Here is a 22,006-nt window from a genome sequence, read left to right as displayed (position 1 = left end):
GACAGGCCTACTCAGCATGGTGGTTCAGGTCGGGGCTGTCGCTGCCGGCCTCCAGCCCACCGCCCAACGCCGTCACCAGATCGGCATGGGCCGTCAGGCGAGCCGCCTCCACCCGTTGTTGCACCTGTTGCTGCTTGAACAACAGGCTTTGGGCGTTGAGCACATTGAGGTAGTCCGTCAGGCCACGTTGGAACGCCACCTTGGCGATGTCGTAGGTACGCTGGGCCGCGGCCACCGATTCGGCGGCGAAGGCCTGCTGCTTGTCCATGGATTCGCGACGGATCAACTGATCGGAAATGCTCTTGAGCGCGTTTACCAGTGTCTGGTTGTAGTGCGCCACGGCGATGTCATACCCGGCGGCCGCCTCGCCCAACTGCGAACGCAGGCGCCCGCCGTCGAAGATCGGCAACGTGATCGCCGGCCCGACGTTGTAGGTGAGTTTCTTGCCGGTCAAAAACTCCAGTGCCCCGCCACCGGTGGCCATGTAGCCGAGGCTCCCCACCAGGTCGACGTTGGGATAGAAGCCGGCCCGGGCCACATCGATGCCCCGGGCCTGGGCCGCCACTTGCCAACGCCCGGCCACCACATCCGGACGCTGGCCAAGCAGTTCGGCGGGCAAGGCCGACGGCAGCTTCAAGGGCGCGCCGAGGGCCAAGGTCGGACGTTGCAGTTGCGCACCCGCTCCCGGCCCCTGGCCCGCCAAGGCCGCCAATTGATTGCCGCTCAAGGCGATGGCCTCGTCCAGGGCGTCGAGTTGGCGATGGGTCTCGGGCAGCGGCGCCTGGGCCTGGCTGACTTCGAAATGGGTGCCGATGCCACCGTCCAGGCGCTTCTGCGCCAGGTCGAGAATCTGCTCTTGTTGGCGCAGGGTCGCGGCGACGATATCGCGCTGGGCGTAGTGCAACGAAAACTGGATGTAGGCGCGCACGATGTTGTTCTGCAATTCCAGTTGCGCCTGCCGTGCCTCGGCGACGCTGACATGGGCCAGGTCAACCGCTCGTTCGCTGGCATTGCGCTCACGGCCCCACAGGTCCAGGGCATAACTCAAGCCCAGGGAGGCATTGTTGTCCCAGGTCGTGGTGTCGGCCAACTCGCCCGGGCCGTAGAATTGATCGGTGGGCCAGTTATGCCGCTTGAGGGTCGATTCGCCATTGATCTGCAACGACTCGGCGGCCTCGGCAATGCCGGCCATGGCCTTGGCCTGACGTACTCGCGCCGCGGCCATGGCCAGGCTCGGGCTGCCTTGCACGGCCAGGTCGATCCAGCGGTCCAGTTGCCGATCGCCATAGGCTTGCCACCACTGGCGGGTGGGCCAGTGGGCGTCGCGGGCGGCCTCGCGGATCGCGGCATCGGTGGCCAATTGATTGGCCGACAGCGCCTCGCCTTGCGGTGCGATACCCCCCGTGCAGATGCAACCGCTGATGGTTAACGTTAAAACCCAAACACTGAGAGTCTTCAGCTCTCTGCTGATGCAACGCGGCACTTGCGCAAAATTCCTGGAATGGAGAGGCATGAAGAGGTCATGAGCATGCGTGTCTGGTAACACACCTGTGGGAGCGAGCCTGCTCGCGATGGGGGCCTCACATCCACCCTCGATGTGTCTGTCGAGACGCCATCGCGAGCAGGCTCGCTCCCACAGGAATCAGCGACCCAGAACTGCCGGCAATTCTAGGCACCCCGCCGAACGGCGATAAGCCGACCTTTTTGCGAATCTTTGTTACCGTTAACGCGATAATCCATTAGTCGGGTCCCGCACCTCTGTAACTTCATGTCACAATTTGCCACCTCCCAAGAGAGCCCTCCATGGACACCTTGCAAAACATGCGCGCGTTCAGCTGTGTGGCCGAAGCCGGCAGTTTCACCGCCGCCGCCGTGCAACTGGATACCACCACAGCCAACGTCTCGCGTGCGGTTTCCAACCTGGAAGCCCATCTGCAAACCCGCCTGCTCAACCGCACCACACGGCGCATCGCCCTGACCGAGGCGGGTAAACGCTACTTGCTGCGTTGCGAACAGATCCTGGCTTACGTCGAAGAAGCGGAAGCCGAAGCCAGCGACGCCCACGCGCGACCGGCCGGGCAGTTGAAGGTCCACACCATGACCGGCATCGGCCAGCATTTCGTGATCGACGCCATCGCCCGCTACCGCAAGACACATCCGGACGTGACCTTCGACCTGACCCTGGCCAATCGGGTGCCGGACATCCTCGACGAGGGCTACGACGTCTCCATCGTGCTCGCCAGCGAACTGCCGGATTCGGGCTTCGTCTCCCAGCGCCTGGGGATCACCTACAGCATCGTTTGCGCCTCGCCCGCCTACGTGAAAGCGAGCGGCTGCCCGCAAAAACCCAGCGACCTGCTCAACCACGCCTGCCTGCGCCTGGTCAGCCCGGTCATTCCGCTGGAAAAATGGGTGTTCGACGGCCCGGAAGGCCAAGAGATGGTCACCATCAACAGCTCACCGTTCCTGGTGAACTCCGCCGATGCGATGAAAACCGCGATCACCAGCGGCATGGGCGTGGGGGTATTGCCGGTGTACGCGGCCATCGAAGGCTTGCGCAACGGCACGCTGGTGCGGGTCATGCCCAACTACCGCTCCCAGGAACTGAACCTCTACGCCATCTACCCGTCGCGCCAATACCTGGATGCGAAGATCAAGACCTGGGTCGAGTACCTGCGCGGCTCGTTGCCGGAAATCCTCGCGGCGCACCAGGCTGAGCTGACGGCTTACGAATTGAGTGGCAGCCTGGCAGGCGCACGGGTCACGAGTTGAAGTCGTCCCCGTGCTCGAAGGAGCAATTCAGCGCTTGCCCATGGAACGCCGCGTACCGGGAGGCGCCGCGCCCGGGGTCTTGGTATGGCCATTCTTCGCGCCGTTCTTGTACCACGGCTGTTGCCCGGCGCCCTTGGCCGCCGCCAGTTCACCGGGTTTGAATGGGAATTTGAAAGCCGGGATCGCCGCCTTGATGTCCTCGCTGCTGGAAACATCGCTGACGGGCAAATCGGCCTGTTCGCCGCCGGGGAGTTCGTCCGCGGACGAAGGTGTCGGGGAAGTCATGTAAGGCTCCGGGTCATGCATGCAAGTCGGGCCCGAAGGGCGAGCCGCGAAAGGCGGCAGTATACCTGCCCGATATCACCGCGCGCTGGCAGTTTCATCCGGCATATGCATTCATCCGACAGCAAGCCGGGACAAAACTGACAAGCCTGTCAGTTAGGCGTCACCTTCCTGACCGGCTCGCAACGCTATATAAGAAAGCTCCAACTCCTGTGTCTTGAACCGGCCCTTCATATCCATGCGCATCCAGAAGAAAACTGTCCTGATTGTCGTGCTGTTGATCGCCCTGGCGGCCCTCGCCCTCTGGTTTGTGCTCAAGCCCGCGACCGCCAGGCCCGGCGCTCCCGCCGCCGTTCCGGTACGGGTCGTCAGCGTGATGCAAAAGGACGTACCGCGCTTTGCCAGCGGCATCGGCACGGTGCTGTCGCTGCACAGCGTGGTGATCCGTCCGCAGATCGACGGCATCCTCACCCGGCTGCTGGTCAAGGAGGGGCAGTTGGTCAAGAAGGGTGACCTGCTGGCGACCATCGACGACCGCTCGATCCGCGCCAGCCTCGACCAGGCCCGCGCCCAGCTCGGCGAAAGCCAGGCACAACTGGCGGTGGCCCAGGTCAATCTCAAGCGCTACAAGTTGCTGAGCGTCGATGACGGCGTCTCGAAACAGACCTACGACCAGCAACAGGCGCTGGTCAACCAGCTCAAGGCGACCGCCCAGGGCAACCAGGCGGCTATCGACTCGGCACAGGTGCAACTGTCCTACACCCAGATCCGCTCCCCGGTGAGCGGTCGCGTCGGCATTCGCAACGTGGACGAAGGTAACTTCCTGCGCACCAGCGACGCCGAAGGCCTGTTCACGGTGACCCAGATCGACCCCATCGCCGTGGAGTTCTCCCTGCCCCAGCAAATGCTGCCCACCTTGCAACGGTTGATCGCCGCCCCCGAGCAAGCCTTGGTCAAGGCCTATATCGGCGCCGATGGCGCCACCGGGGAGCTGCTCGGCGAGGGACGCCTGAGCCTCATCGACAACCAGATCAACGCCAACACCGGAACCCTGCGGGCCAAGGCTGAATTCAACAACGCCGCGCAACGGCTGTGGCCAGGGCAACTGGTGACACTGAAAATCCAGACCGCCATCGACAAGGATGCCCTGGTGGTACCGCCCACCGTGGTCCAGCGCGGCCTGGAGCAACACTTCGTGTACCGCATAAAGGGCGACAAGGTCGAGAGCGTGCCGGTGGAGATGGTTTACCAGGACAGCGACCTGCACATCATCAGGGGGGTGAACGCCGGCGACCAACTGGTGAGCGACGGCCAGTCACGGCTCAAGCCGGGCAGCCACATCCAGGTGCTCAGTGATCCGCCCGCCCTGGCCAAGACCGCGGAGCCGCAACCATGAAGGGCCGCGGCTCGGTTTCGGCGTGGTGCATCGACCACCCTATCGCCACGGTACTGCTGACGTTCGCCCTGGTGCTGCTGGGGGTGATCGCGTTTCCTCGCCTGCCCGTCGCGCCGTTGCCGGAGGCGGAATTCCCGACCATCCAGGTCAACGCCCAGTTGCCCGGGGCCAGCCCCGAAACCATGGCGTCGTCGGTGGCGACGCCGCTGGAAGTGCAATTCAGTGCCATTCCCGGCATTACCCAGATGACCTCCAGCAGCGCCCTGGGCTCGACCAACCTGATCCTGCAATTCAGCCTCGATAAAAGCATCGACACCGCCGCCCAGGAAGTGCAGGCGGCGATCAATACTGCCGCCGGCAAACTGCCCAACGACATGCCGAACCTGCCGACCTGGCGCAAGGTCAACCCCGCCGACAGCCCGGTGCTGATCCTCAGCATCAGTTCCACGCTGATGCCCGGCACCGAACTGAGCGACTACGTCGAAACCCTGCTCTCCCGTCAGATCAGCCAGATCGATGGCGTAGGACAAATCTACATCACCGGCCAGCAGCGTCCGGCGATCCGGGTCCAGGCCTCGGCCGACCGGCTCGCCGCCATCGGCCTGACCCTGGCGGACATCCGCCTGGCGCTCCAACAGGCCAGCCTCAACCTGGCCAAGGGCGCCTTGTACGGTGAGTCGAGCATTTCCACCCTGTCCACCAACGACCAGTTGTTCAAGCCCGCGGAGTACGGAGAGCTGATCGTGTCCTACCGGGACGGGGCACCGGTTCACCTCAAGGACATTGCCAAGGTGGTCAACGGCTCGGAAAACGCCTACGTCCAGGCCTGGGCCGACAACGAGCCCGGGGTCAACCTGGTGATTTTCCGGCAACCGGGGGCCAATATCGTCGAGACCGTCGACCGCATCCAGGCGGCCCTGCCCACCCTGCAGGCCATGTTGCCTGCGGCGGTGCAGGTCAAGGTGCTGATCGACCGCACCCAGACCATCCGCGCCTCGCTGCACGAAGTGGAAATCACCTTGCTGATCGCGGTGCTGCTGGTGGTGGCGGTGATGGCGTTGTTCCTGCGCCAGCTCTCGGCGACCCTGATCGTCTCGGCGGTGCTGGGGGTGTCGCTGACCGCCAGTTTCGCCCTGATGTACGTGATGGGTTTCAGCCTGAACAACCTGACCCTGGTGGCGATCGTCATCTCGGTAGGGTTCGTGGTGGACGATGCGATTGTGGTGGTGGAGAACATCCACCGGCACCTGGAGGCCGGCGACGGCATGCGCGAGGCGGCGATCAAGGGGGCCGGCGAAATCGGCTTCACCGTGGTCTCCATCAGTTTCTCGCTGATCGCCGCGTTCATTCCGCTGCTGTTCATGGGCGGCGTGGTCGGGCGCCTGTTCAAGGAGTTTGCCCTGACCGCCACCTCGACCATCCTGATCTCGGTGGTGGTGTCCCTCACGTTGGCGCCGACCCTGGCCGCGTTGTTCATGCGCGCCCCGGTGCATCACGCCCATGGCAAGGCGGGGTTCGGCGAACGCCTGCTGGGCGGGTATGAGCGGGGCCTGCGCAAGGCCCTGGCCCATCAGAAGTTGATGATCGGCGTGTTCGGCCTGACCCTGGCACTGGCGGTGGTGGGCTATGTGTTCATTCCCAAGGGCTTCTTCCCGGTGCAGGACACCGGCCTGGTGCTGGGCACCAGCGAAGCCGCCGCCGATGTGTCGTTCCCGGACATGGTGGCCAAGCACAAGGCCCTGGCCGACATCGTCGCCGCCGACCCGGCAGTGCAGACCTTCTCCCACTCCGTCGGCGTCTCGGGCAATAACCAGACCATCGCCAACGGCCGTTTCTGGATCGCCCTCAAGCCCCGGGGCGAGCGTGACGTGTCGGCCAGCGGCTTCATCGACCGGATCCGCCCGCAATTGCTGAAAATCCCCGGCGTGGTGCTGTACCTCAGGGCCGGGCAGGACATCAACCTCAGCTCCGGTCCCAGCCGCGCCCAATATCAATACGTGCTCAAGAGCAACGACGGGCCGAGCCTCAACGCCTGGACGCAAAAACTCACCGACAAGCTGCGCGGCAACCCGGCGTTCCGTGACATTTCCAACGACCTGCAACTGGGCGGCAGCATCACCCACATCGACATCGACCGCAGCGCGGCGGCGCGCTTCGGCCTCACCGCAACCGATGTCGACCAGGCCCTGTACGACGCCTTCGGCCAGCGGCAGATCAATGAATTCCAGACCGAGACCAACCAGTACAACGTGATCCTGGAGCTCGATACCGCGCAGCGGGGCAAGGCCGAAAGCCTGGCGTATTTCTACCTGCGTTCGCCCCTGAGTGGGGAAATGGTGCCGCTCTCGGCCCTGGCCCGCTTCGATGCGCCGAGCAACGGCCCGTTGTCGATTGCCCACGACGGCATGTTCCCGGCCGCCAACCTGTCGTTCAACCTGGCGCCTGGCGTGGCCCTGGGAGACGCGGTGCGCCTGCTCGACCAGGCGAAGAACGAAATCGGCATGCCGGCCGCCATCACCGGTAATTTCCAGGGCGCGGCCCAGGCTTTCCAAAGCTCGCTGGCGAGCCAGCCGTGGCTGATCCTCGCCGCACTGGTGGCCGTGTACATCATTCTCGGCGTGCTCTACGAAAGTTTCGTGCACCCATTGACGATCATCTCCACCCTGCCCTCGGCCGGCCTCGGCGCGCTGATCATGCTCTGGCTGCTGGGCCAGGACTTTTCGATCATGGCGCTGATCGGGCTGGTGCTGCTGATCGGGATCGTCAAGAAGAACGGCATCCTGATGATCGACTTCGCCCTCGACGCCCAGCGCAACAAAGGGCTGGCTCCCCAGGAGGCGATTTTCCAGGCGTGCCTGACACGCTTCCGCCCGATCATGATGACCACCCTGGCGGCCCTGCTCGGAGCCCTGCCGCTGATGCTCGGCTATGGCCCCGGCGCGGAACTGCGCCAGCCCCTGGGCATCGCCGTGGTGGGCGGCCTGTTGGTAAGCCAGGCGCTGACGCTGTTCACGACACCGGTCATATACTTGTGGCTCGAGCGAGTGTTCCATCGGCCCGCCCAACAGCCAGGGTCGGCGCCGACGGCGCTGGCGAGCACAGACCACTGAGGCGGGGCCATGCGCGTTCTGATCATCGAAGACGAAGAAAAAACCGCGGACTACCTGCACCGCGGCCTGACCGAACAGGGCTACACCGTGGACGTGGCGCCGGACGGCATCGAAGGGCTGCACCTGGCCCTGGAAAGCGACTATGCGGTGATCGTGCTCGACGTGATGCTGCCGGGCCTGGACGGCTTCGGCGTACTGCGGGCCCTGCGCGCCCGCAAGCAGACACCGGTGATCATGCTCACCGCCCGGGAACGGGTCGAGGACCGCATCAAGGGCTTGCGCGACGGGGCCGATGACTACCTGGGCAAGCCCTTCTCCTTCCTCGAACTGGTGGCCCGCCTGCAAGCCCTGACCCGCCGCAGCGGTGGCCATGAACCGGTGCAGGTGAGCATCGCCGACCTGTGGATCGACCTGATCAGCCGCAAGGCCACCCGCGCCGGCCAACGCCTGGACCTGACCGCCAAGGAGTTCTCCCTGCTCAGCGTCCTGGCTCGCCGCCAGGGCGAAATCCTCTCGAAAACCGCCATTGCCGAAATGGTCTGGGACATCAACTTCGACAGTGACGCCAACGTGGTGGAGGTGGCGATCAAACGCTTGCGGGCCAAGCTCGACGGGCCATTCGAACAGAAGTTGCTGCACACCATTCGCGGCATGGGTTATGTGCTGGAGAGTCGCGGCGATGAGCGTCCCTGACAGCATCGCCCTGCGCTTGAGCGCCATGTTCACGCTGGTGGCGGCGCTGGTGTTCCTGTTGATCGGCGGCGCCTTGTACCAACAGGTCGGCAAGGGCCTGGGCCTGTTGCCAGAAGCCGAGCTCGATGCCCGCTACAGTGTCCTGGAGTCCACCGTCGGCCGCTACGGCACGCCTGAACACTGGGTGAAGATCAACAACAAGCTGCGATTGCTTGGCGAAGAAGACAAGCGCATCCATTTCTGGATCGTCAGCGACGATCCGCGCTTTGAATACGGCGATCCCGATGCGCAGATCCGCACCTTTGCCCAAGGCCCGCTGGGTAAACGCGACCTGACGTTGCCCCATCGGCACTACCCGATGAAAGTGCTGGTGAGCCAATTCCCGGCCAAGGACCAACGCCCGCCGCTGCGCTTCATGATCGGCATCGACACCGAGACCTTCTACCAGACCCAACATCGCCTGTTGGTGGCGCTGGTGAGCCTGGCGATTGTCGGCGTGCTCCTGGCTTCGTTGCTGGGCTACTGGGTCGCCCGCATCGGTCTCAAACCGCTGATCAAGCTGTCCGAGGAAGCCCGGCGCCTGGCTCCACCCCGCCTGTCCGGGCGCTTGCAACTGTCACCCTTGCCGCCGGAACTGAGCCAGTTCGTCAGTTCCTTCAACGCCACCCTGGACCGGGTCGAACAGGCCTACTCGCGGCTGGAGTCGTTCAACGCCGACGTCGCCCACGAGTTACGCTCGCCCCTGACCAACCTGATCGGCCAGACCCAGGTGGCGCTGACCCGTGGGCGCTCGGCGGAACATTACTTCGAAGTGTTGCAATCGAATCTCGAGGAGTTGGAGCGGCTGCGCTCGATCATCAACGACATGCTGTTCCTGGCCAGCGCCGACCAGGGCAGCAAGGCCACCAAGTTGACCAGCGCATCCCTGGCCGGCGAAGTGGCGACCACCCTCGATTACCTGGACTTCATTCTGGAGGATGCCCAGGTCCAGGTCCGGGTCAGCGGCGACGCCCAGGCCAACATCGAGATCGCTCACTTGCGGCGGGCGCTGATCAACCTGCTGAGCAACGCCGTGCAACACACCGCGCCCGGACAAGTGATCGACGTGCGCATCGAAGCCCTTGGCGACCAGATCACCCTCGCCGTCACCAACCCCGGCGAACCGATCGCCGGCGAGCATCTGCCACGCCTGTTCGAACGTTTCTATCGCGTCGATGCCTCGCGCACCAACAGTGGCGCCAACCATGGGCTCGGGCTGGCCATCGTCAAGGCCATTGCGCTGATGCACGGTGGCGATGTGTTCGTGCGCAGCGACCAGGGTGCCAACACGTTCGGGATCCGCTTGCCGGCCTGACCCCCTCCCCTGGGCTTGTACGCGTTATCAGGTCTTTCCAGGCCAATGAATGCTGGGCGAAAGCCAACTGTAGCAAAATCGGAATACCGTCCGAACGCGCCCCCAGCTTTCATTAATTACCGGGTAATCGCGCAAACACTGATTGCCCGCTCTCATTGATCCAAGCACAATCAGCAAAAGGCCAGCATCTGGTTCATTGCCGGTTTGCAATCCTTTGGGACGGATCCCAGCCACATGACAATGCAGACATCGGAACCATGAGCGCGCGCAGTGCGACACCCGGCAACACCCCGCTTTCGAGACGTTCGGAACGGGTATTCGTACTGGCCAGCTCGCTGGTTGTCATTGCCATCCTGAGCATCGTGACGTTTCTGTTGATCCGCGAACATGCCGCCGCACAACAGGCTGCGACACGTGCGGCGACCAATATCGTGCAACTGATTGACGCCGATGTGCTGCGTAACGTGGAGCTCTACGATCTGTCGCTGCAAGGTCTGGTCGCCGCCGCCAAACGCGATGACCTGAAAGACGTTTCGCCGGCGATTCGCCATCTGGCGCTGTTCGACCGCGCCACCGCCGCCCCCTACAAAGGCGACATCCTGCTGCTCGACAAGCATGGCGATGTAATCGCCGACTCCGCCTCGATCGAACCGCGCAAAGGCAATTACGCCGACCGGGAATATTTCCAGTCCCATGTCCAGGACCCGAACCTGGGCATGATGATCAGTCGCCCGTTCCGTTCCAGGAGTGCCACCCACGATTGGCGCATCAGTTTCAGCTATCGACTGAGCGACGACCGGGGTGAGTTCATGGGCGTGGCCGAGGCCGCGATGCGCCTGAACTACTTCAGCCAGTTGTTCAAAAGCCTGAACGTCGGCCACGGGACGGTCAACCTGGTCAGCCGCGATGGGATTCTGCTGGCCCAGGAACCGCCCCTGGCCGACGACATGATCGGCAAGGACTTCAGCAACCGACCGAACTTCGTACGCATCCTGCGTGAAGGTAACGGCAGTTTTACCGGCATCTCCAGTGTTGATCAGACACAGCGGCTGTACACCTTTTCCCAGGTGGGCAACCTGCCATTGATCGTCGTGGTAGCGCTCTCCTACCAAGAGGTTTTCGCCTCATGGCAACGCACGGCGTTGTTGGTCAGCGGCGCCACCGGCGCACTGTGCATCGGTTTGCTCTGGCTCACCTGGCTGCTGCGCCGCGAATTGCGCCGCCGTTACAGGGCTGAACGGGAATTGGCCCAACTGGCGTCCGTCGACGCCCTCACGGGCCTGGCCAACCGACGGACACTGGACGAGACATTGCAGCAGGAATGGCTGCGCGCCCAACGTTCGGGCCAACCGTTGTCTGTGCTGATGATCGATGCCGATCATTTCAAGGCGTTCAACGATCGCCATGGTCATCAACAGGGTGACGAGGCCCTGCGCACCTTGGCGCAATTGATCGGCCAGCATGTCCGACGCCCCGCCGACCTGGCGGCGCGCTATGGCGGTGAGGAGTTCTCGGTGGTGCTGCCGGAGACCACCACCGCTGGCGCCTTCACCATGGCCCAGAATATTCGCGACGCGGTCGAACAACTGCCACCGGTGTCCGATGGGGGAGCGCCCATGACGGTCAGTATCGGCATCGCCACTTGGACCCAGGGACCGTACAACGAACTCGAACAACTCTTGTTCGCCGCGGACAAGGCGCTGTACCAGGCCAAGGCCAGCGGGCGCAATCGTGTGGTCTGCGCGATGTAACACCGCAACACCCGAAGGCTATGGACACGGCGCTCCCTGTGGCGAGGGGATTTATCCCCTCGCCACAGGGCCCATCTGATCCTCAGGAAACATCCATAAAAAAAGGCCACCCGAAGGCAGCCCTTAAAAAACTAGAGAGGTTTTTTGCTTACACCGCCGCGACAGGGCGCATGTAAGAGATTGGTGCGGTGCTGGCGTCTTCGAACGTCACGACTTCCCAAGCATCTTTCTGCTCAATCAACTTGCGCAGCAGCTGGTTGTTCAGTGCGTGGCCGGACTTGAAGCCCTTGAACTCACCAATCAGGCTATTGCCCAGCAGGTAGAGGTCGCCGATTGCATCGAGGATCTTGTGCTTGACGAATTCGTCTTCATAACGAAGGCCGTCTTCGTTCAACACACCATCGGAATCGACCACGATCGCGTTTTCAACACTGCCGCCGAGTGCGAGGTTGTGCTTGCGCAGGTACTCGATATCACTCATGAAACCAAAGGTACGGGCGCGGCTGACTTCTTTTACGAACGAAGTGCTGGAAAAATCCACGCTTGCACTCTGGGTGCGGTCACGGAAAACCGGATGATCGAAATCGATCTCGAAGCTCACCTTGAAACCTTCGAAAGGGACGAAAGTGGCGCGCTTGTCGCCGTCTTCCACTGTCACTTCCCGCAGGATGCGGATGAACTTCTTGGCTGCGTCCTGCTCTTCCAGGCCAGCCGATTGAATCAGGAATACGAAGGGTCCGGCACTGCCATCCATGATCGGGACTTCGGACGCGGAGAGCTCGACGTAGGCGTTATCGATGCCCAGGCCAGCCATGGCCGAGAGCAAATGCTCCACCGTGTCCACTTTGGTGTCACCGTTGACCAGTGTGGTCGACATAGTGGTTTCACCAACGTTTTCCGCGCGAGCAGGAATCTGCACCACAGGGTCGAGGTCGGCACGACAAAACACAATGCCGGTATCGACAGGCGCGGGCTTGAGGGTCAGGTAGACCTTCTCGCCGGAGTGCAAGCCGACACCTGTGGCACGGATAATATTCTTCAGGGTGCGTTGTTTAATCATGGCATGGGCCGCTTCAGCGCAAATTGCGAACTGGTATCAACAAAGGCTGGCGATGATAGCAGACCAGACCTTTGCTGAACACCAATCACCCGTATCCCCCTGATACATTTCATCAATCGGCCTGACGACGCAGGAATGCCGGGATATCCAGGTAATCCAGATCGTCTTGCGGATTCATCTTCGCGGCAGTCGCGGTACCGGCCTGGGCCTGGTTGCGCATGACGGTCGGACGGTCCAGGTCACGGTAATTCACCGCAGGCTGTTCCTGACGAACGGGGGCTTGTTGCTGTGGCTGGGAAGCCATGGCGGTCTGGACAGTGTTGTCGATCACCTTCATCGGCTTCTCGATTTTCGCGCCCAGCCCAGTGGCAACCACGGTCACATGCAGCTCGTCACGCATGTCCGGATCGATCACAGTGCCCACCTTGACCATCGCGTGGTCGGAAGCGAACGCCTCGATGATGCTACCCACGTCGGAGTACTCGCCCAAGGACAAGTCCGGACCGGCGGTGATGTTCACCAGGATGCCGCGGGCGCCTTGCAGGTTGACGTCTTCGAGCAACGGGTTGCGAATGGCCGCTTCAGTGGCTTCGCGGGCACGGTTCGGACCGCTGGCGCAGCCAGTGCCCATCATCGCCATGCCCATTTCGGACATTACGGTGCGTACGTCGGCGAAGTCGACGTTGATCATGCCTGGACGCTTGATGATGTCGGAGATGCCACGAACGGCACCGGCCAATACATCATCGGCCTTGGCGAAAGCCGACAGCAGGCTGGCGTCTTTACCCAGGATGGTCAGCAGCTTCTCGTTGGGGATGGTGATCAACGAGTCGACACTTTCGCTCAGCGCGCGGATGCCTTCATCGGCGATTTGCATGCGCTTGCGGCCTTCGAACGGGAACGGACGGGTCACCACCGCAACGGTGAGAATACCCATTTCCTTGGCCACTTCGGCAATGATCGGCGCCGCACCGGTACCGGTACCGCCGCCCATGCCAGTGGTGATGAACACCATGTTGGTGCCGGCCAGGACTTCAGCGATGCGCTCGCGGTCTTCCAGGGCAGCCTGACGGCCAACCTCGGGATTCGCGCCGGCACCCAGGCCCTTGGTCACACCGGTACCCAGTTGCAGGATGGTCCGCGCGCCGATGTTTTTCAGCGCTTGAGCATCAGTGTTGGCGCAGATGAATTCAACGCCTTCGATGTTGCTCTTGACCATGTGGTTGACAGCGTTGCCGCCGCCACCGCCGACACCGATTACTTTGATAACCGGGCTAGCGGGGATGTTGTCTACGAGTTCGAACATTTTCCCTCTCCTTTCATTCTCTAGTTTTTTCGCCTACTGCGTTTGCTGCGTCTTCCAGCGCCAAGCCTGAAACCTGCCGCGTGAAGCTTTGAAACTGTTTAGAAGTTGCCTTTGACCCAAGCCTGGAGCCGCTCGAACAGCGGAGCCTTCGGCTCGTCGCTGCTGTAGCTGTCGCGGCTGCCGATCCCTGAAAACGAGATCCCGTCGGACTGTTTCTGCAGGCCGTACATCAACAGGCCCACGCCGGTGGAATAGATCGGGTTGCGGACCACGTCATCCAGGCCCTTGACGCCATGGGGCACGCCCAGGCGCACCGGCATGTGGAAAATCTCCTCGGCCAGCTCGACCGCGCCTTCCATCTTCGACGTACCGCCGGTCAGCACGATGCCGGCCGGGATCAGGTCTTCGTAGCCGCTGCGACGCAGTTCGGCCTGGATCAGCGTGAACAGCTCGTCGTAGCGCGGCTCGACCACTTCGGCCAGGGCCTGGCGCGACAGTTCGCGCGGTGGACGGTCGCCGACGCTCGGCACCTTGATGGTTTCACCGGCACCGGCCAGCTTCGCCAGGGCGCAGGCGTAACGGATCTTGATTTCCTCGGCGTACTGGGTCGGGGTACGCAACGCCATGGCGATGTCGTTGGTCACCTGGTCGCCGGCAATCGGGATCACGGCCGTGTGGCGGATCGCGCCTTCGGTGAAGATCGCGATGTCGGTGGTGCCGCCGCCGATGTCCACCAGGCACACGCCCAGTTCTTTCTCGTCGTCGGTCAGCACCGAGTAGGCCGAGGCCAGTTGCTCGAGGATGATGTCGTCGATTTCCAGGCCGCAGCGACGCACGCATTTCTCGATGTTCTGCGCGGCGTTCACCGCACAGGTCACCACGTGGACCTTGGCTTCCAGGCGCACGCCGGACATGCCCAGGGGTTCACGCACGCCTTCCTGGTTATCGATCACGTAATCCTGCGGCAGGGTGTGCAGCACACGTTGGTCGGCCGGGATCGCCACGGCCTGGGCCGCGTCGAGTACACGCTCGAGGTCCGCGGAGCTGACTTCGCGATCACGAATCGCCACGATACCGTGGGAGTTCAGGCTGCGGATGTGATTGCCCGCCACGCCGACGAACGCCGAGTGGATCCGGCAACCGGCCATCAGCTGCGCCTCTTCGATGGCGCGCTGGATCGATTGCACGGTGGACTCGATGTTCACCACCACGCCTTTTTTCAAGCCGCGGGACGGATGTGTACCGATCCCGACGATGACCAGCGTGCCATCGTCCGCGACTTCGCCTACCAGCGCCACCACCTTGGAAGTGCCGATATCGAGACCGACGATCATTTTCCCGCTTTGCACGTTTGCCATGGGTCCTGCCTCTTCTTAATTCTTCGCGACGGCGGGTTCGGCCGTCGTCGGCGCTACAGGTTCCCGCCAGCCAACGGCCAGGCCGTTGGCGTAGCGCAGATCGATGCGCGCAATGTTCGTAATCTTTTCTTTAAGCGTCTTGTCATAGATGGCGATGAAGCGGCGCATCTTTTCCACCAGGTTGCCGCGCCCGAGCAACAGCTCGATGCCCGGCCCCGAGCTGCCCGCGCCAGTGGTCAGGAACCAACTGCCGCGCTCACGCAATTCCAGGCGCGCGATGGAGAAGCCCAACGGCCGCAACATCTGGCTCAACACCTGGTATTGCTGCATCACTTGCTGCTGGGCCCGCTGTGGACCGAACAGTTGTGGCAAATGTTCATAGTTGGCCAGTTCTCGCGGCGTAAACGCCTGGCCCTGGTTGTTCAACAGCGACTCGTCGCCCCAGCGGGCCACCGGCAGTTGCTCTTCCAGGCGAATCGACACCTGGTCGGGCCACACCCGCCGGACTTCGGCGTGAGCGATCCAGGGCATCTGCTCCAGCTCCGTGCGCATGCCCGCCAGGTCGATGGTGAAGAAACTCGACGCGACGAACGGGGCGATCCGCTGCTGCACCGCCTGCTGGCTGATGTAGCTCAGATCGCCCTGGACGTTGATCCGGGCGATCGGTCGGTCGGCATACGGCAGCAACCGTTGCGCGCCTTCATAGGTACCGAACCCCAACGCCACCAACAGCACCGGCCAGAACAGGCTCTTGAGAAAACCAAAATTGGCTTTCGGCAAGCGCGCCGACATCGGCTCCTTGGCCACCATTCGGCTGGCACCCCGCGGCACCGGCTTACGACCGGGTGCGGATGGCTGATGACGAAGCGATGCGCCTTGCATGGCTTAACCTCTTGGCTCTTGAGTGCCGACACTGGCCGCCAGGATCGACAGCACCAGTTGCTGGAAATCCAGACCGGCGGCGCGGGCCGCCATGGGTACCAGGCTGTGATCGGTCATGCCGGGCGCGGTGTTGACTTCCAGGAACCAGAACTGCCCATCGGCGTCCTGCATCACGTCCGCCCGGCCCCAACCGGCGATACCCAACGCCTCACAGGCCTTGGCCGTGAGGTCCATCAGTTCTTTTTCCTTGGCAGCGTCCAGCCCGCAGGGAATGCGGTACTGGGTATCGTTGGCGATGTACTTGGCGTCGTAGTCGTAGAACGTGTGGGGCGTGCCCAGCGCAATCGGGGGCAACACCTGGTCACGCAGGGTGGCGATGGTGAACTCGGGACCGGTGATCCATTGTTCGACCAACACTTGCGAATCGTAGGAACTGGCGTCTTTCCATGCCGCGGTCAACTCAGGCAGCGAATTCACTTTCGCCATGCCGATACTTGAACCTTCATGGGCCGGTTTGACGATCAAAGGGAAACCCAGTTCCGTGGCCGCCGAAATACAATCGGCCTCGGACGCCAGCACGGCGTGACGCGGCGTCGGAATGCCGAGGCTGTGCCAGACCTGCTTGGTGCGCAGTTTGTCCATCGCCAGGGCGGATGCCAGGATGCCGCTGCCGGTGTAGGGGATCCCCAGGCATTCGAGCAGGCCTTGCATGCTGCCGTCTTCGCCGCCGCGACCATGGAGGATGATGAACGCGCGATCGATCTTCTCGTTCAGCAGGCGCTGCAGGAAATCATCGCCCACGTCGATGCCGAAGGCGTCGACGCCGGCGCTTTGCAAGGCTTGCAGCACGGCGTTGCCGGACTTGAGGGACACCTCGCGCTCGGCGCTCTTGCCACCGAACAGCACGGCCACGCGGCCGAAGGCTTTCGGATCGAGGGTCGAGACCAGGTTGGCGTAGGCAGCAGTCATTTCAGTTTCCCCTCGCTGGAGGCCACGATTGCTCCGGCGAATAACGGACTTTTCAACAGTTTCGGGGCCAGGCCACCGATGTCACCGGCACCCTGGCACAGCAGGATGTCGCCGGCGCGCAGCAACGGCTTGACCAGCGGCGCGAGGTCTACGCCACGCTCGATGTAGATCGGGTCCAACTGGCCGCGTTGACGAATGCTGTGGCACAGCTGGCGGCTGTCGGCCCCAGGGATCGGTTCTTCACCGGCCGGGTAGACTTCCATCAACAGCAGCACGTTGGCGTCGGCCAGCACCTGGACGAAATCGTCATACAGGTCGCGGGTGCGGCTATAGCGGTGCGGCTGGTAGACCATCACCAGGCGCCGCTCCGGCCAGCCACCGCGCACGGCCTTGATCACCGCCGCGACTTCGGTCGGGTGGTGGCCATAGTCGTCCACCAGCATCACGTTGCCGCCTTCCACCGGCAATTCGCCGTAGACCTGGAAGCGCCGGCCCACGCCCTGGAAGCCGGACAGGCCCTGGACGATGGCTTCATCGCTGACGCCTTCGTCGGTGGCGATGCAGATGGTGGCCAGGGAATTGAGCACGTTGTGGTTGCCGGGCATGTTCACCGACACATCCAACGGTTCGCGATCGGGGCGCAAGACGGTGAAGAACGTCTGCATGCCTTGCTGGCGCACGTTGATGGCGCGCACGTCGGCGTCTTCGCCAAAGCCGTAGGTCACGGTCGGACGCTTGATCAGCGGCAGGATTTCACGCACCACCGGGTCGTCCAGGCACACCACCGCCAGACCGTAGAACGGCAGGTTGTGCAGGAACTCGACGAAGGTTTTCTTCAATTTGTTGAAGTCACCGTCGTAGGTCGCCATGTGGTCGGCGTCGATGTTGGTCACCACGGCCACCAGCGGTTGCAGGTGCAGGAAGCTCGCATCGCTCTCGTCGGCTTCGGCGATCAGGTAGCGGCTGGTGCCCAGCTGGGCATTGGTGCCCGCGGCATTCAAACGACCACCGATCACGAACGTCGGGTCCAGGCCACCGGCCGCGAACACCGAGGCGATCAGGCTGGTGGTGGTGGTTTTGCCATGGGTACCGGCGACGGCGATGCCATGGCGATAGCGCATCAGCTCGGCGAGCATCTCAGCCCGTGGCACCACGGGAATGCGGCGTTCCAGGGCGGTGGCGACTTCCGGGTTGGAGGTGTTCACGGCGCTGGAAACCACCAGCACGTCAGCATTGGCGGCGTTCTCGGCGCGGTGACCGATAAAGATCTGCGCGCCGAAGGACTCCAGGCGCTCGGTGACCGGGGAAGCTTTCAGGTCGGAACCCGAGACCTGGTAACCCAGGTTCAGCAATACCTCGGCGATCCCGCACATGCCCACGCCGCCGATACCGACGAAGTGGATGCGGCGGATACGGCGCATTTCCGGTTGTGGCATGGCTTTGCGATTCTCAACCATGGGCCACCTCCAGGCAGGTATCGACCACTTGGGCCGTGGCATCGGGTTTGGCCAGGCGGCGGGCGGCGCGGGCCATGTCTTCAAGTCGTTGCGGCTGCATCAAAACCTCTGTCAGGCGGGCGGCAAGATCCGCGGCGCCAGTCGTTCTTTGCGGCATCAGGAAGGCAGCGCCTTCACGGGCCAAATAATCGGCGTTACGGGTCTGGTGATCGTCGATGGCGTGGGGCAAAGGCACCAGCATCGAGGGCAGACCGGCGGCAGCCAGTTCACTGATGGTCAGCGCGCCTGCGCGGCAGACCACCAGGTCGGCCCAGCCATAGGCTTGGGCCATGTCTTTGATGAAAGGCTGCACTTGCGCCTCGACGCCGGCAGCACGGTAGCGCTCGGCGGTCACTTCATCGTGATGTTTGCCAGCCTGATGGAACACGTCCGGCCGCAGGTCGGGAGCGACCAGCGACAAGGCTTCGGGCAGCAATTTGTTCAACGGTTCCGCCCCCAGGCTTCCACCCAGGATCAGCAAACGCGCCTTGCGTCCAGCCAGGGCCGGGCGCGGTGTCTCCAGGAACAGCTCGGTACGCACCGGATTACCGGTGGTGCGGCGGCTGCCCGACAGGGTAAAGGTGTCGGGAAAAGCTTCACAGACCCGGGCGGCCAACGGCACCAGTAACCGATTGGCGGTACCGGCCACGGCGTTCTGCTCGTGGACGATCACCGGCACACCGGCCAGTTTTGCCGCAACGCCGCCAGGGCCGGTCACATAACCACCGAACCCGACCACGCACACCGGGCGCAACCGACGAATGATCGCTCGCGCCTGCCAGATCGACTTGAGCAGCATCAGCGGCGCCCTGAGCAGCGACAACTTGCCCTTGCCCCGCAGGCCGCTGGCGTCGATCCGGTGCAGTTCGAGGCCGGCGCCAGGCACCAGTTCGTTCTCGATCCCCCGCGGCGTACCCAGCCAGTGCACGGTGTAGCCCCGAGCCTGGAACTCCCGGGCACAGGCCAGCGCCGGGAACACGTGCCCGCCGGTACCACCTGCCATGATCAGCACATTAGCGCCCATGAGTCGGCTCCTCGGCGAAGTCGCTCTCCTGGAATTCCATCTCTTCGCTGCCCAGGTGGGTTCGACTTTCCCATTCAATGCGCAGCAACAGGCCGAGACAGGCACAGCAGATCACCAGGGAACTGCCGCCATAACTGAGGAACGGCAGCGTCAGCCCCTTGGTCGGCAACAGGCCGACGTTCACGCCGATGTTGATCAGGAACTGGCCGATCCACAGGAACGACAAGCCATACGCCACGTAAGCGGCGAAAAACTGCTTGGCCTTCTCGGCCCACAAGCCGATGTACATGCCGCGCACACAGACGAACACGAACAGGGCGACGGTGCACAGGGAGCCGACGACGCCCAGCTCTTCGGCCAGCACCGAGAATACGAAGTCGGTGTGGGCTTCCGGCAGGTAGAACTGCTTCTGCACGCTGTTGCCCAGGCCCACGCCCAACCATTCGCCGCGACCGAAGGCAATCAAGGCCTGGGTCAATTGATAGCCGGAACCGAACTGGTCGGCCCACGGGTCGGTAAAGGTGATCAGGCGCGCCATCCGGTACGGTTGCGCCTGAACCAGCACGGTCACGGCCGCCACCGCCAACGCCACCATCAGGATGAAGCGAAACAGCCCGACCCCACCGAGGAACAGCATCGCCGCCGCGGCGCCCATCATCACCACCGTGGCGCCGAAGTCCGGCTCCATCAGCAGCAGGCCCGCCATGGGCAGCAAGACGATGAACGGCTTGAAGAATCCCATCCAGCTCTCGCGCACTTCTTTCTGGCGACGTACCAGATAACCGGCCAGGAAAATCACCACGAAGACCTTGGCGATCTCCGAGGGTTGCACGTTGAAGAAGCTGAAGCCGATCCAGCGCATCGAGCCGTTGACCTCGCGGCCGATCCCCGGCACCAGCACCATCACCAACAGGCCGAAGGCCCCGAGCAGCATCATCCAGCCCAGGCGCTGCCAGGTGGCGATCGGCACCATCATGGTGACGACGCATGCGCCCAGGCCGATCACCAGGTAAACCAGGTGGCGGATCATGTGATAAAGGGTGTTGCCCGACTGCACGGCGGCCACTTCCGACGACGCGGAGGTGATCATCACCAGGCCCAGGCCCAGCAAGGCCAGGCAACCGGCGAGCATCGGGAAATCCAGGTCGATGCCACGTCCGGTGATCAACGGCGACGGGTACGGCTTGATGATGTTCATCAGGCTCATGCCAAGTCCTCCGCGGCCCGGGCGAACAACTGCCCGCGCTCTTCATAGTTCTTGAACATGTCGAAACTGGCGCAGGCCGGTGACAACAGCACCGCGTCGCCCGGGTGCGCGAGCGCGCGGCATTGCTGTACCGCCTCGTCCAGCGAACCGACGCGAACCAGCGGCACGGCATCGCCGAGGGCCTGGGCGATCAATTCGCGGTCGCGGCCCATCAGCACCACGGCACGGCAGTTGGCTGCCACGGGATCGCGCAGGTCCTTGAAGTCGGCGCCCTTGCCGTCGCCGCCGGCGATCAGCACGAGCTTGCCTGCGATGTCCGCCCCCAGGCCTTCGATGGCCGCCAGTGCGGCACCGACGTTGGTGGCCTTGGAGTCGTTGTACCAGGCCACGCCATCGAGGTCGCGCACCCACTGGCAGCGGTGTTCGAGACCGGCAAACGTGCGCAGGGCCGACAGCATGGCGTCGAACGGCAGGCCGACCGCATGCCCCAGGGCCAGCGCGGCCAGGGCATTGGCCTGGTTATGGGCGCCACGAATCTTCAGTTCCCGCACCGGCATCAGGTTCTGGAATTCGAAGGCCAGGTATTTCTCGCCATTCTCTTCGCGCAAGCCGAAACCTTTGAAATCCGGGACGCCCAGGCCGAAGGACCAGCATGGCATGCCCTCGCCCAGCAACGGACGGGTCAAGGCGTCCTGGCGGTTGAACACCACCTGCCGGGCCCCACGGAAGATCCGGTGCTTGGCCAGGTGATAGGCCGGCAGGCCGCTGTAGCGGTCCATGTGGTCTTCGCTGACGTTGAGCACGGTGGCCACTTCGGCGCCCAGGTGGTCGGTGGTTTCCAGTTGGAAGCTCGACAGCTCCATCACGTACAGCTCGACGTCGTCGCTGAGCAGGTCCAGGGCCGGGGTGCCGAGATTGCCGCCCACGGCGACGCGCTTGCCGGCCGCCGCGGCCATTTCGCCCACCAGGGTGGTGACGGTGCTCTTGGCGTTCGAACCGCTGATGGCAATGATCGGCGCCTTGGCGTTACGCGCGAACAGCTCGATATCGCCGGACAGTTTCACGCCACGGGCAGCGGCTGCCTGCAGGGCCGGGGTCGCCAGGGCCAGGCCGGGGCTCACGTAGAGCTCATCGGCGCGGCACAGGAACTCGACATCCAGTTCGCCACAACGCACGTCCACCTGGGGATAGTCACGGCGCAGCGTGGCCAGCTCAGGCGGATTTTCCCGCGTGTCGGCCACGGCAAACGACACGCCCCGGTTCGCCAGGAAGCGAACCAGGGACATGCCGCTCTTGCCGAGGCCGACAACGATGCGGAAGTGGTCAGAAGCGATCAGGGACACTCG

General features: G+C 63.3%; 17 protein-coding genes. 6 read left to right on the top strand and 11 right to left on the bottom strand.

All coding sequences use genetic code 11. The annotated features are described in order from the left end of the window. Positions 1–7: 7 nt before the first annotated feature. On the bottom strand, positions 8–1,483 hold the full coding sequence (locus BLQ55_RS01055) for an efflux transporter outer membrane subunit (protein WP_092251875.1): 1,476 nt from the start codon (positions 1,481–1,483) through the stop codon (positions 8–10). 320 nt (positions 1,484–1,803) lie between these two features. Between BLQ55_RS01055 and BLQ55_RS01050 the strand changes: the two genes are divergently transcribed. Further along, entirely contained in the window at positions 1,804–2,772 is a 969-nt protein-coding gene (locus tag BLQ55_RS01050; RefSeq protein WP_060740766.1) for a LysR family transcriptional regulator, read from the top strand. Between the two features lie 27 nt (positions 2,773–2,799). Here BLQ55_RS01050 and BLQ55_RS01045 read toward each other — a convergent pair whose 3' ends face one another. Next, positions 2,800–3,057 carry a hypothetical protein gene (locus tag BLQ55_RS01045; protein ID WP_092251873.1) on the bottom strand — a complete coding sequence of 86 codons (258 nt, stop codon included), beginning with the start codon at positions 3,055–3,057 and terminating at the stop codon, positions 2,800–2,802. A 235-nt stretch (positions 3,058–3,292) separates the two neighbouring features. Here BLQ55_RS01045 and BLQ55_RS01040 point away from each other — a divergent pair, with 235 nt between their 5' ends. From BLQ55_RS01040 to BLQ55_RS01020, 5 genes are all read left to right on the top strand, one after another. After that, on the top strand, positions 3,293–4,450 hold the full coding sequence (locus tag BLQ55_RS01040; protein WP_092251871.1) for an efflux RND transporter periplasmic adaptor subunit: 1,158 nt from the start codon (positions 3,293–3,295) through the stop codon (positions 4,448–4,450). Continuing rightward, on the top strand, positions 4,447–7,560 hold the full coding sequence (locus BLQ55_RS01035) for a multidrug efflux RND transporter permease subunit (RefSeq protein ID WP_092251869.1): 3,114 nt from the start codon (positions 4,447–4,449) through the stop codon (positions 7,558–7,560). The genes BLQ55_RS01040 and BLQ55_RS01035 overlap by 4 nt, the downstream gene beginning before the upstream one ends. 9 nt (positions 7,561–7,569) lie before the next feature. Beyond that, on the top strand, positions 7,570–8,253 hold the full coding sequence (locus tag BLQ55_RS01030; protein WP_092204132.1) for a heavy metal response regulator transcription factor: 684 nt from the start codon (positions 7,570–7,572) through the stop codon (positions 8,251–8,253). After that, positions 8,240–9,607 (top strand): heavy metal sensor histidine kinase, encoded by a 1,368-nt coding sequence (locus tag BLQ55_RS01025; RefSeq protein WP_092251867.1) that lies wholly within the window; start codon positions 8,240–8,242, stop codon positions 9,605–9,607. The genes BLQ55_RS01030 and BLQ55_RS01025 overlap by 14 nt, the downstream gene beginning before the upstream one ends. A 257-nt stretch (positions 9,608–9,864) precedes the next feature. Next, positions 9,865–11,358 (top strand): sensor domain-containing diguanylate cyclase, encoded by a 1,494-nt coding sequence (locus BLQ55_RS01020; RefSeq protein ID WP_092204134.1) that lies wholly within the window; start codon positions 9,865–9,867, stop codon positions 11,356–11,358. Between the two features lie 148 nt (positions 11,359–11,506). On the opposite strand, the gene lpxC is transcribed toward BLQ55_RS01020, so the two are convergent. The 9 genes from lpxC to murD all read right to left on the bottom strand — a co-directional run bounded on the left by lpxC (position 11,507) and on the right by murD (position 22,003). Then, the gene (lpxC, locus tag BLQ55_RS01015) at positions 11,507–12,418 is read right to left on the bottom strand and encodes a UDP-3-O-acyl-N-acetylglucosamine deacetylase (RefSeq protein WP_030139673.1); all 912 of its coding nucleotides are present in this window, start codon (positions 12,416–12,418) and stop codon (positions 11,507–11,509) included. A 112-nt stretch (positions 12,419–12,530) separates the two neighbouring features. Next, positions 12,531–13,724, bottom strand: coding sequence for a cell division protein FtsZ (gene ftsZ / locus BLQ55_RS01010; RefSeq protein WP_092204135.1), 1,194 nt, complete (start codon positions 13,722–13,724; stop codon positions 12,531–12,533). A 98-nt stretch (positions 13,725–13,822) separates the two neighbouring features. After that, entirely contained in the window at positions 13,823–15,082 is a 1,260-nt protein-coding gene (ftsA, locus tag BLQ55_RS01005) for a cell division protein FtsA (protein ID WP_003205342.1), read from the bottom strand. A gap of 15 nt (positions 15,083–15,097) precedes the next feature. Next, a complete protein-coding gene (locus BLQ55_RS01000) occupies positions 15,098–15,964 on the bottom strand; it encodes a cell division protein FtsQ/DivIB (RefSeq protein ID WP_092204136.1) in 867 nt (288 codons plus the stop codon). A 3-nt stretch (positions 15,965–15,967) separates the two neighbouring features. Next, positions 15,968–16,933 carry a D-alanine--D-alanine ligase gene (locus BLQ55_RS00995; protein WP_092204137.1) on the bottom strand — a complete coding sequence of 322 codons (966 nt, stop codon included), beginning with the start codon at positions 16,931–16,933 and terminating at the stop codon, positions 15,968–15,970. Next, positions 16,930–18,390, bottom strand: a complete 1,461-nt coding sequence (gene murC, locus BLQ55_RS00990) for a UDP-N-acetylmuramate--L-alanine ligase (protein ID WP_092204138.1) — start codon at positions 18,388–18,390, stop codon at positions 16,930–16,932. Before murC ends, BLQ55_RS00995 begins: the two co-directional genes overlap by 4 nt. Next, complete coding sequence (murG, locus tag BLQ55_RS00985) at positions 18,383–19,453, bottom strand: undecaprenyldiphospho-muramoylpentapeptide beta-N-acetylglucosaminyltransferase (RefSeq protein ID WP_092204139.1); 1,071 nt, start codon at positions 19,451–19,453, stop codon at positions 18,383–18,385. The genes murC and murG overlap by 8 nt, the downstream gene beginning before the upstream one ends. Further along, positions 19,443–20,660 carry a putative lipid II flippase FtsW gene (gene ftsW, locus BLQ55_RS00980; RefSeq protein ID WP_092204140.1) on the bottom strand — a complete coding sequence of 406 codons (1,218 nt, stop codon included), beginning with the start codon at positions 20,658–20,660 and terminating at the stop codon, positions 19,443–19,445. The genes murG and ftsW overlap by 11 nt, the downstream gene beginning before the upstream one ends. Next, positions 20,657–22,003 carry a UDP-N-acetylmuramoyl-L-alanine--D-glutamate ligase gene (murD, locus tag BLQ55_RS00975; RefSeq protein WP_092204141.1) on the bottom strand — a complete coding sequence of 449 codons (1,347 nt, stop codon included), beginning with the start codon at positions 22,001–22,003 and terminating at the stop codon, positions 20,657–20,659. Before murD ends, ftsW begins: the two co-directional genes overlap by 4 nt. Between the last annotated feature and the right edge of the window lie 3 nt (positions 22,004–22,006).

The organism is Pseudomonas sp. NFACC13-1 (assembly GCF_900104425.1).
GTDB lineage: Bacteria > Pseudomonadota > Gammaproteobacteria > Pseudomonadales > Pseudomonadaceae > Aquipseudomonas > Aquipseudomonas fluorescens_AA.
Note: the sequence above shows the minus strand (reverse complement) of the source record. Positions and strands in the feature narration are given on the sequence as shown.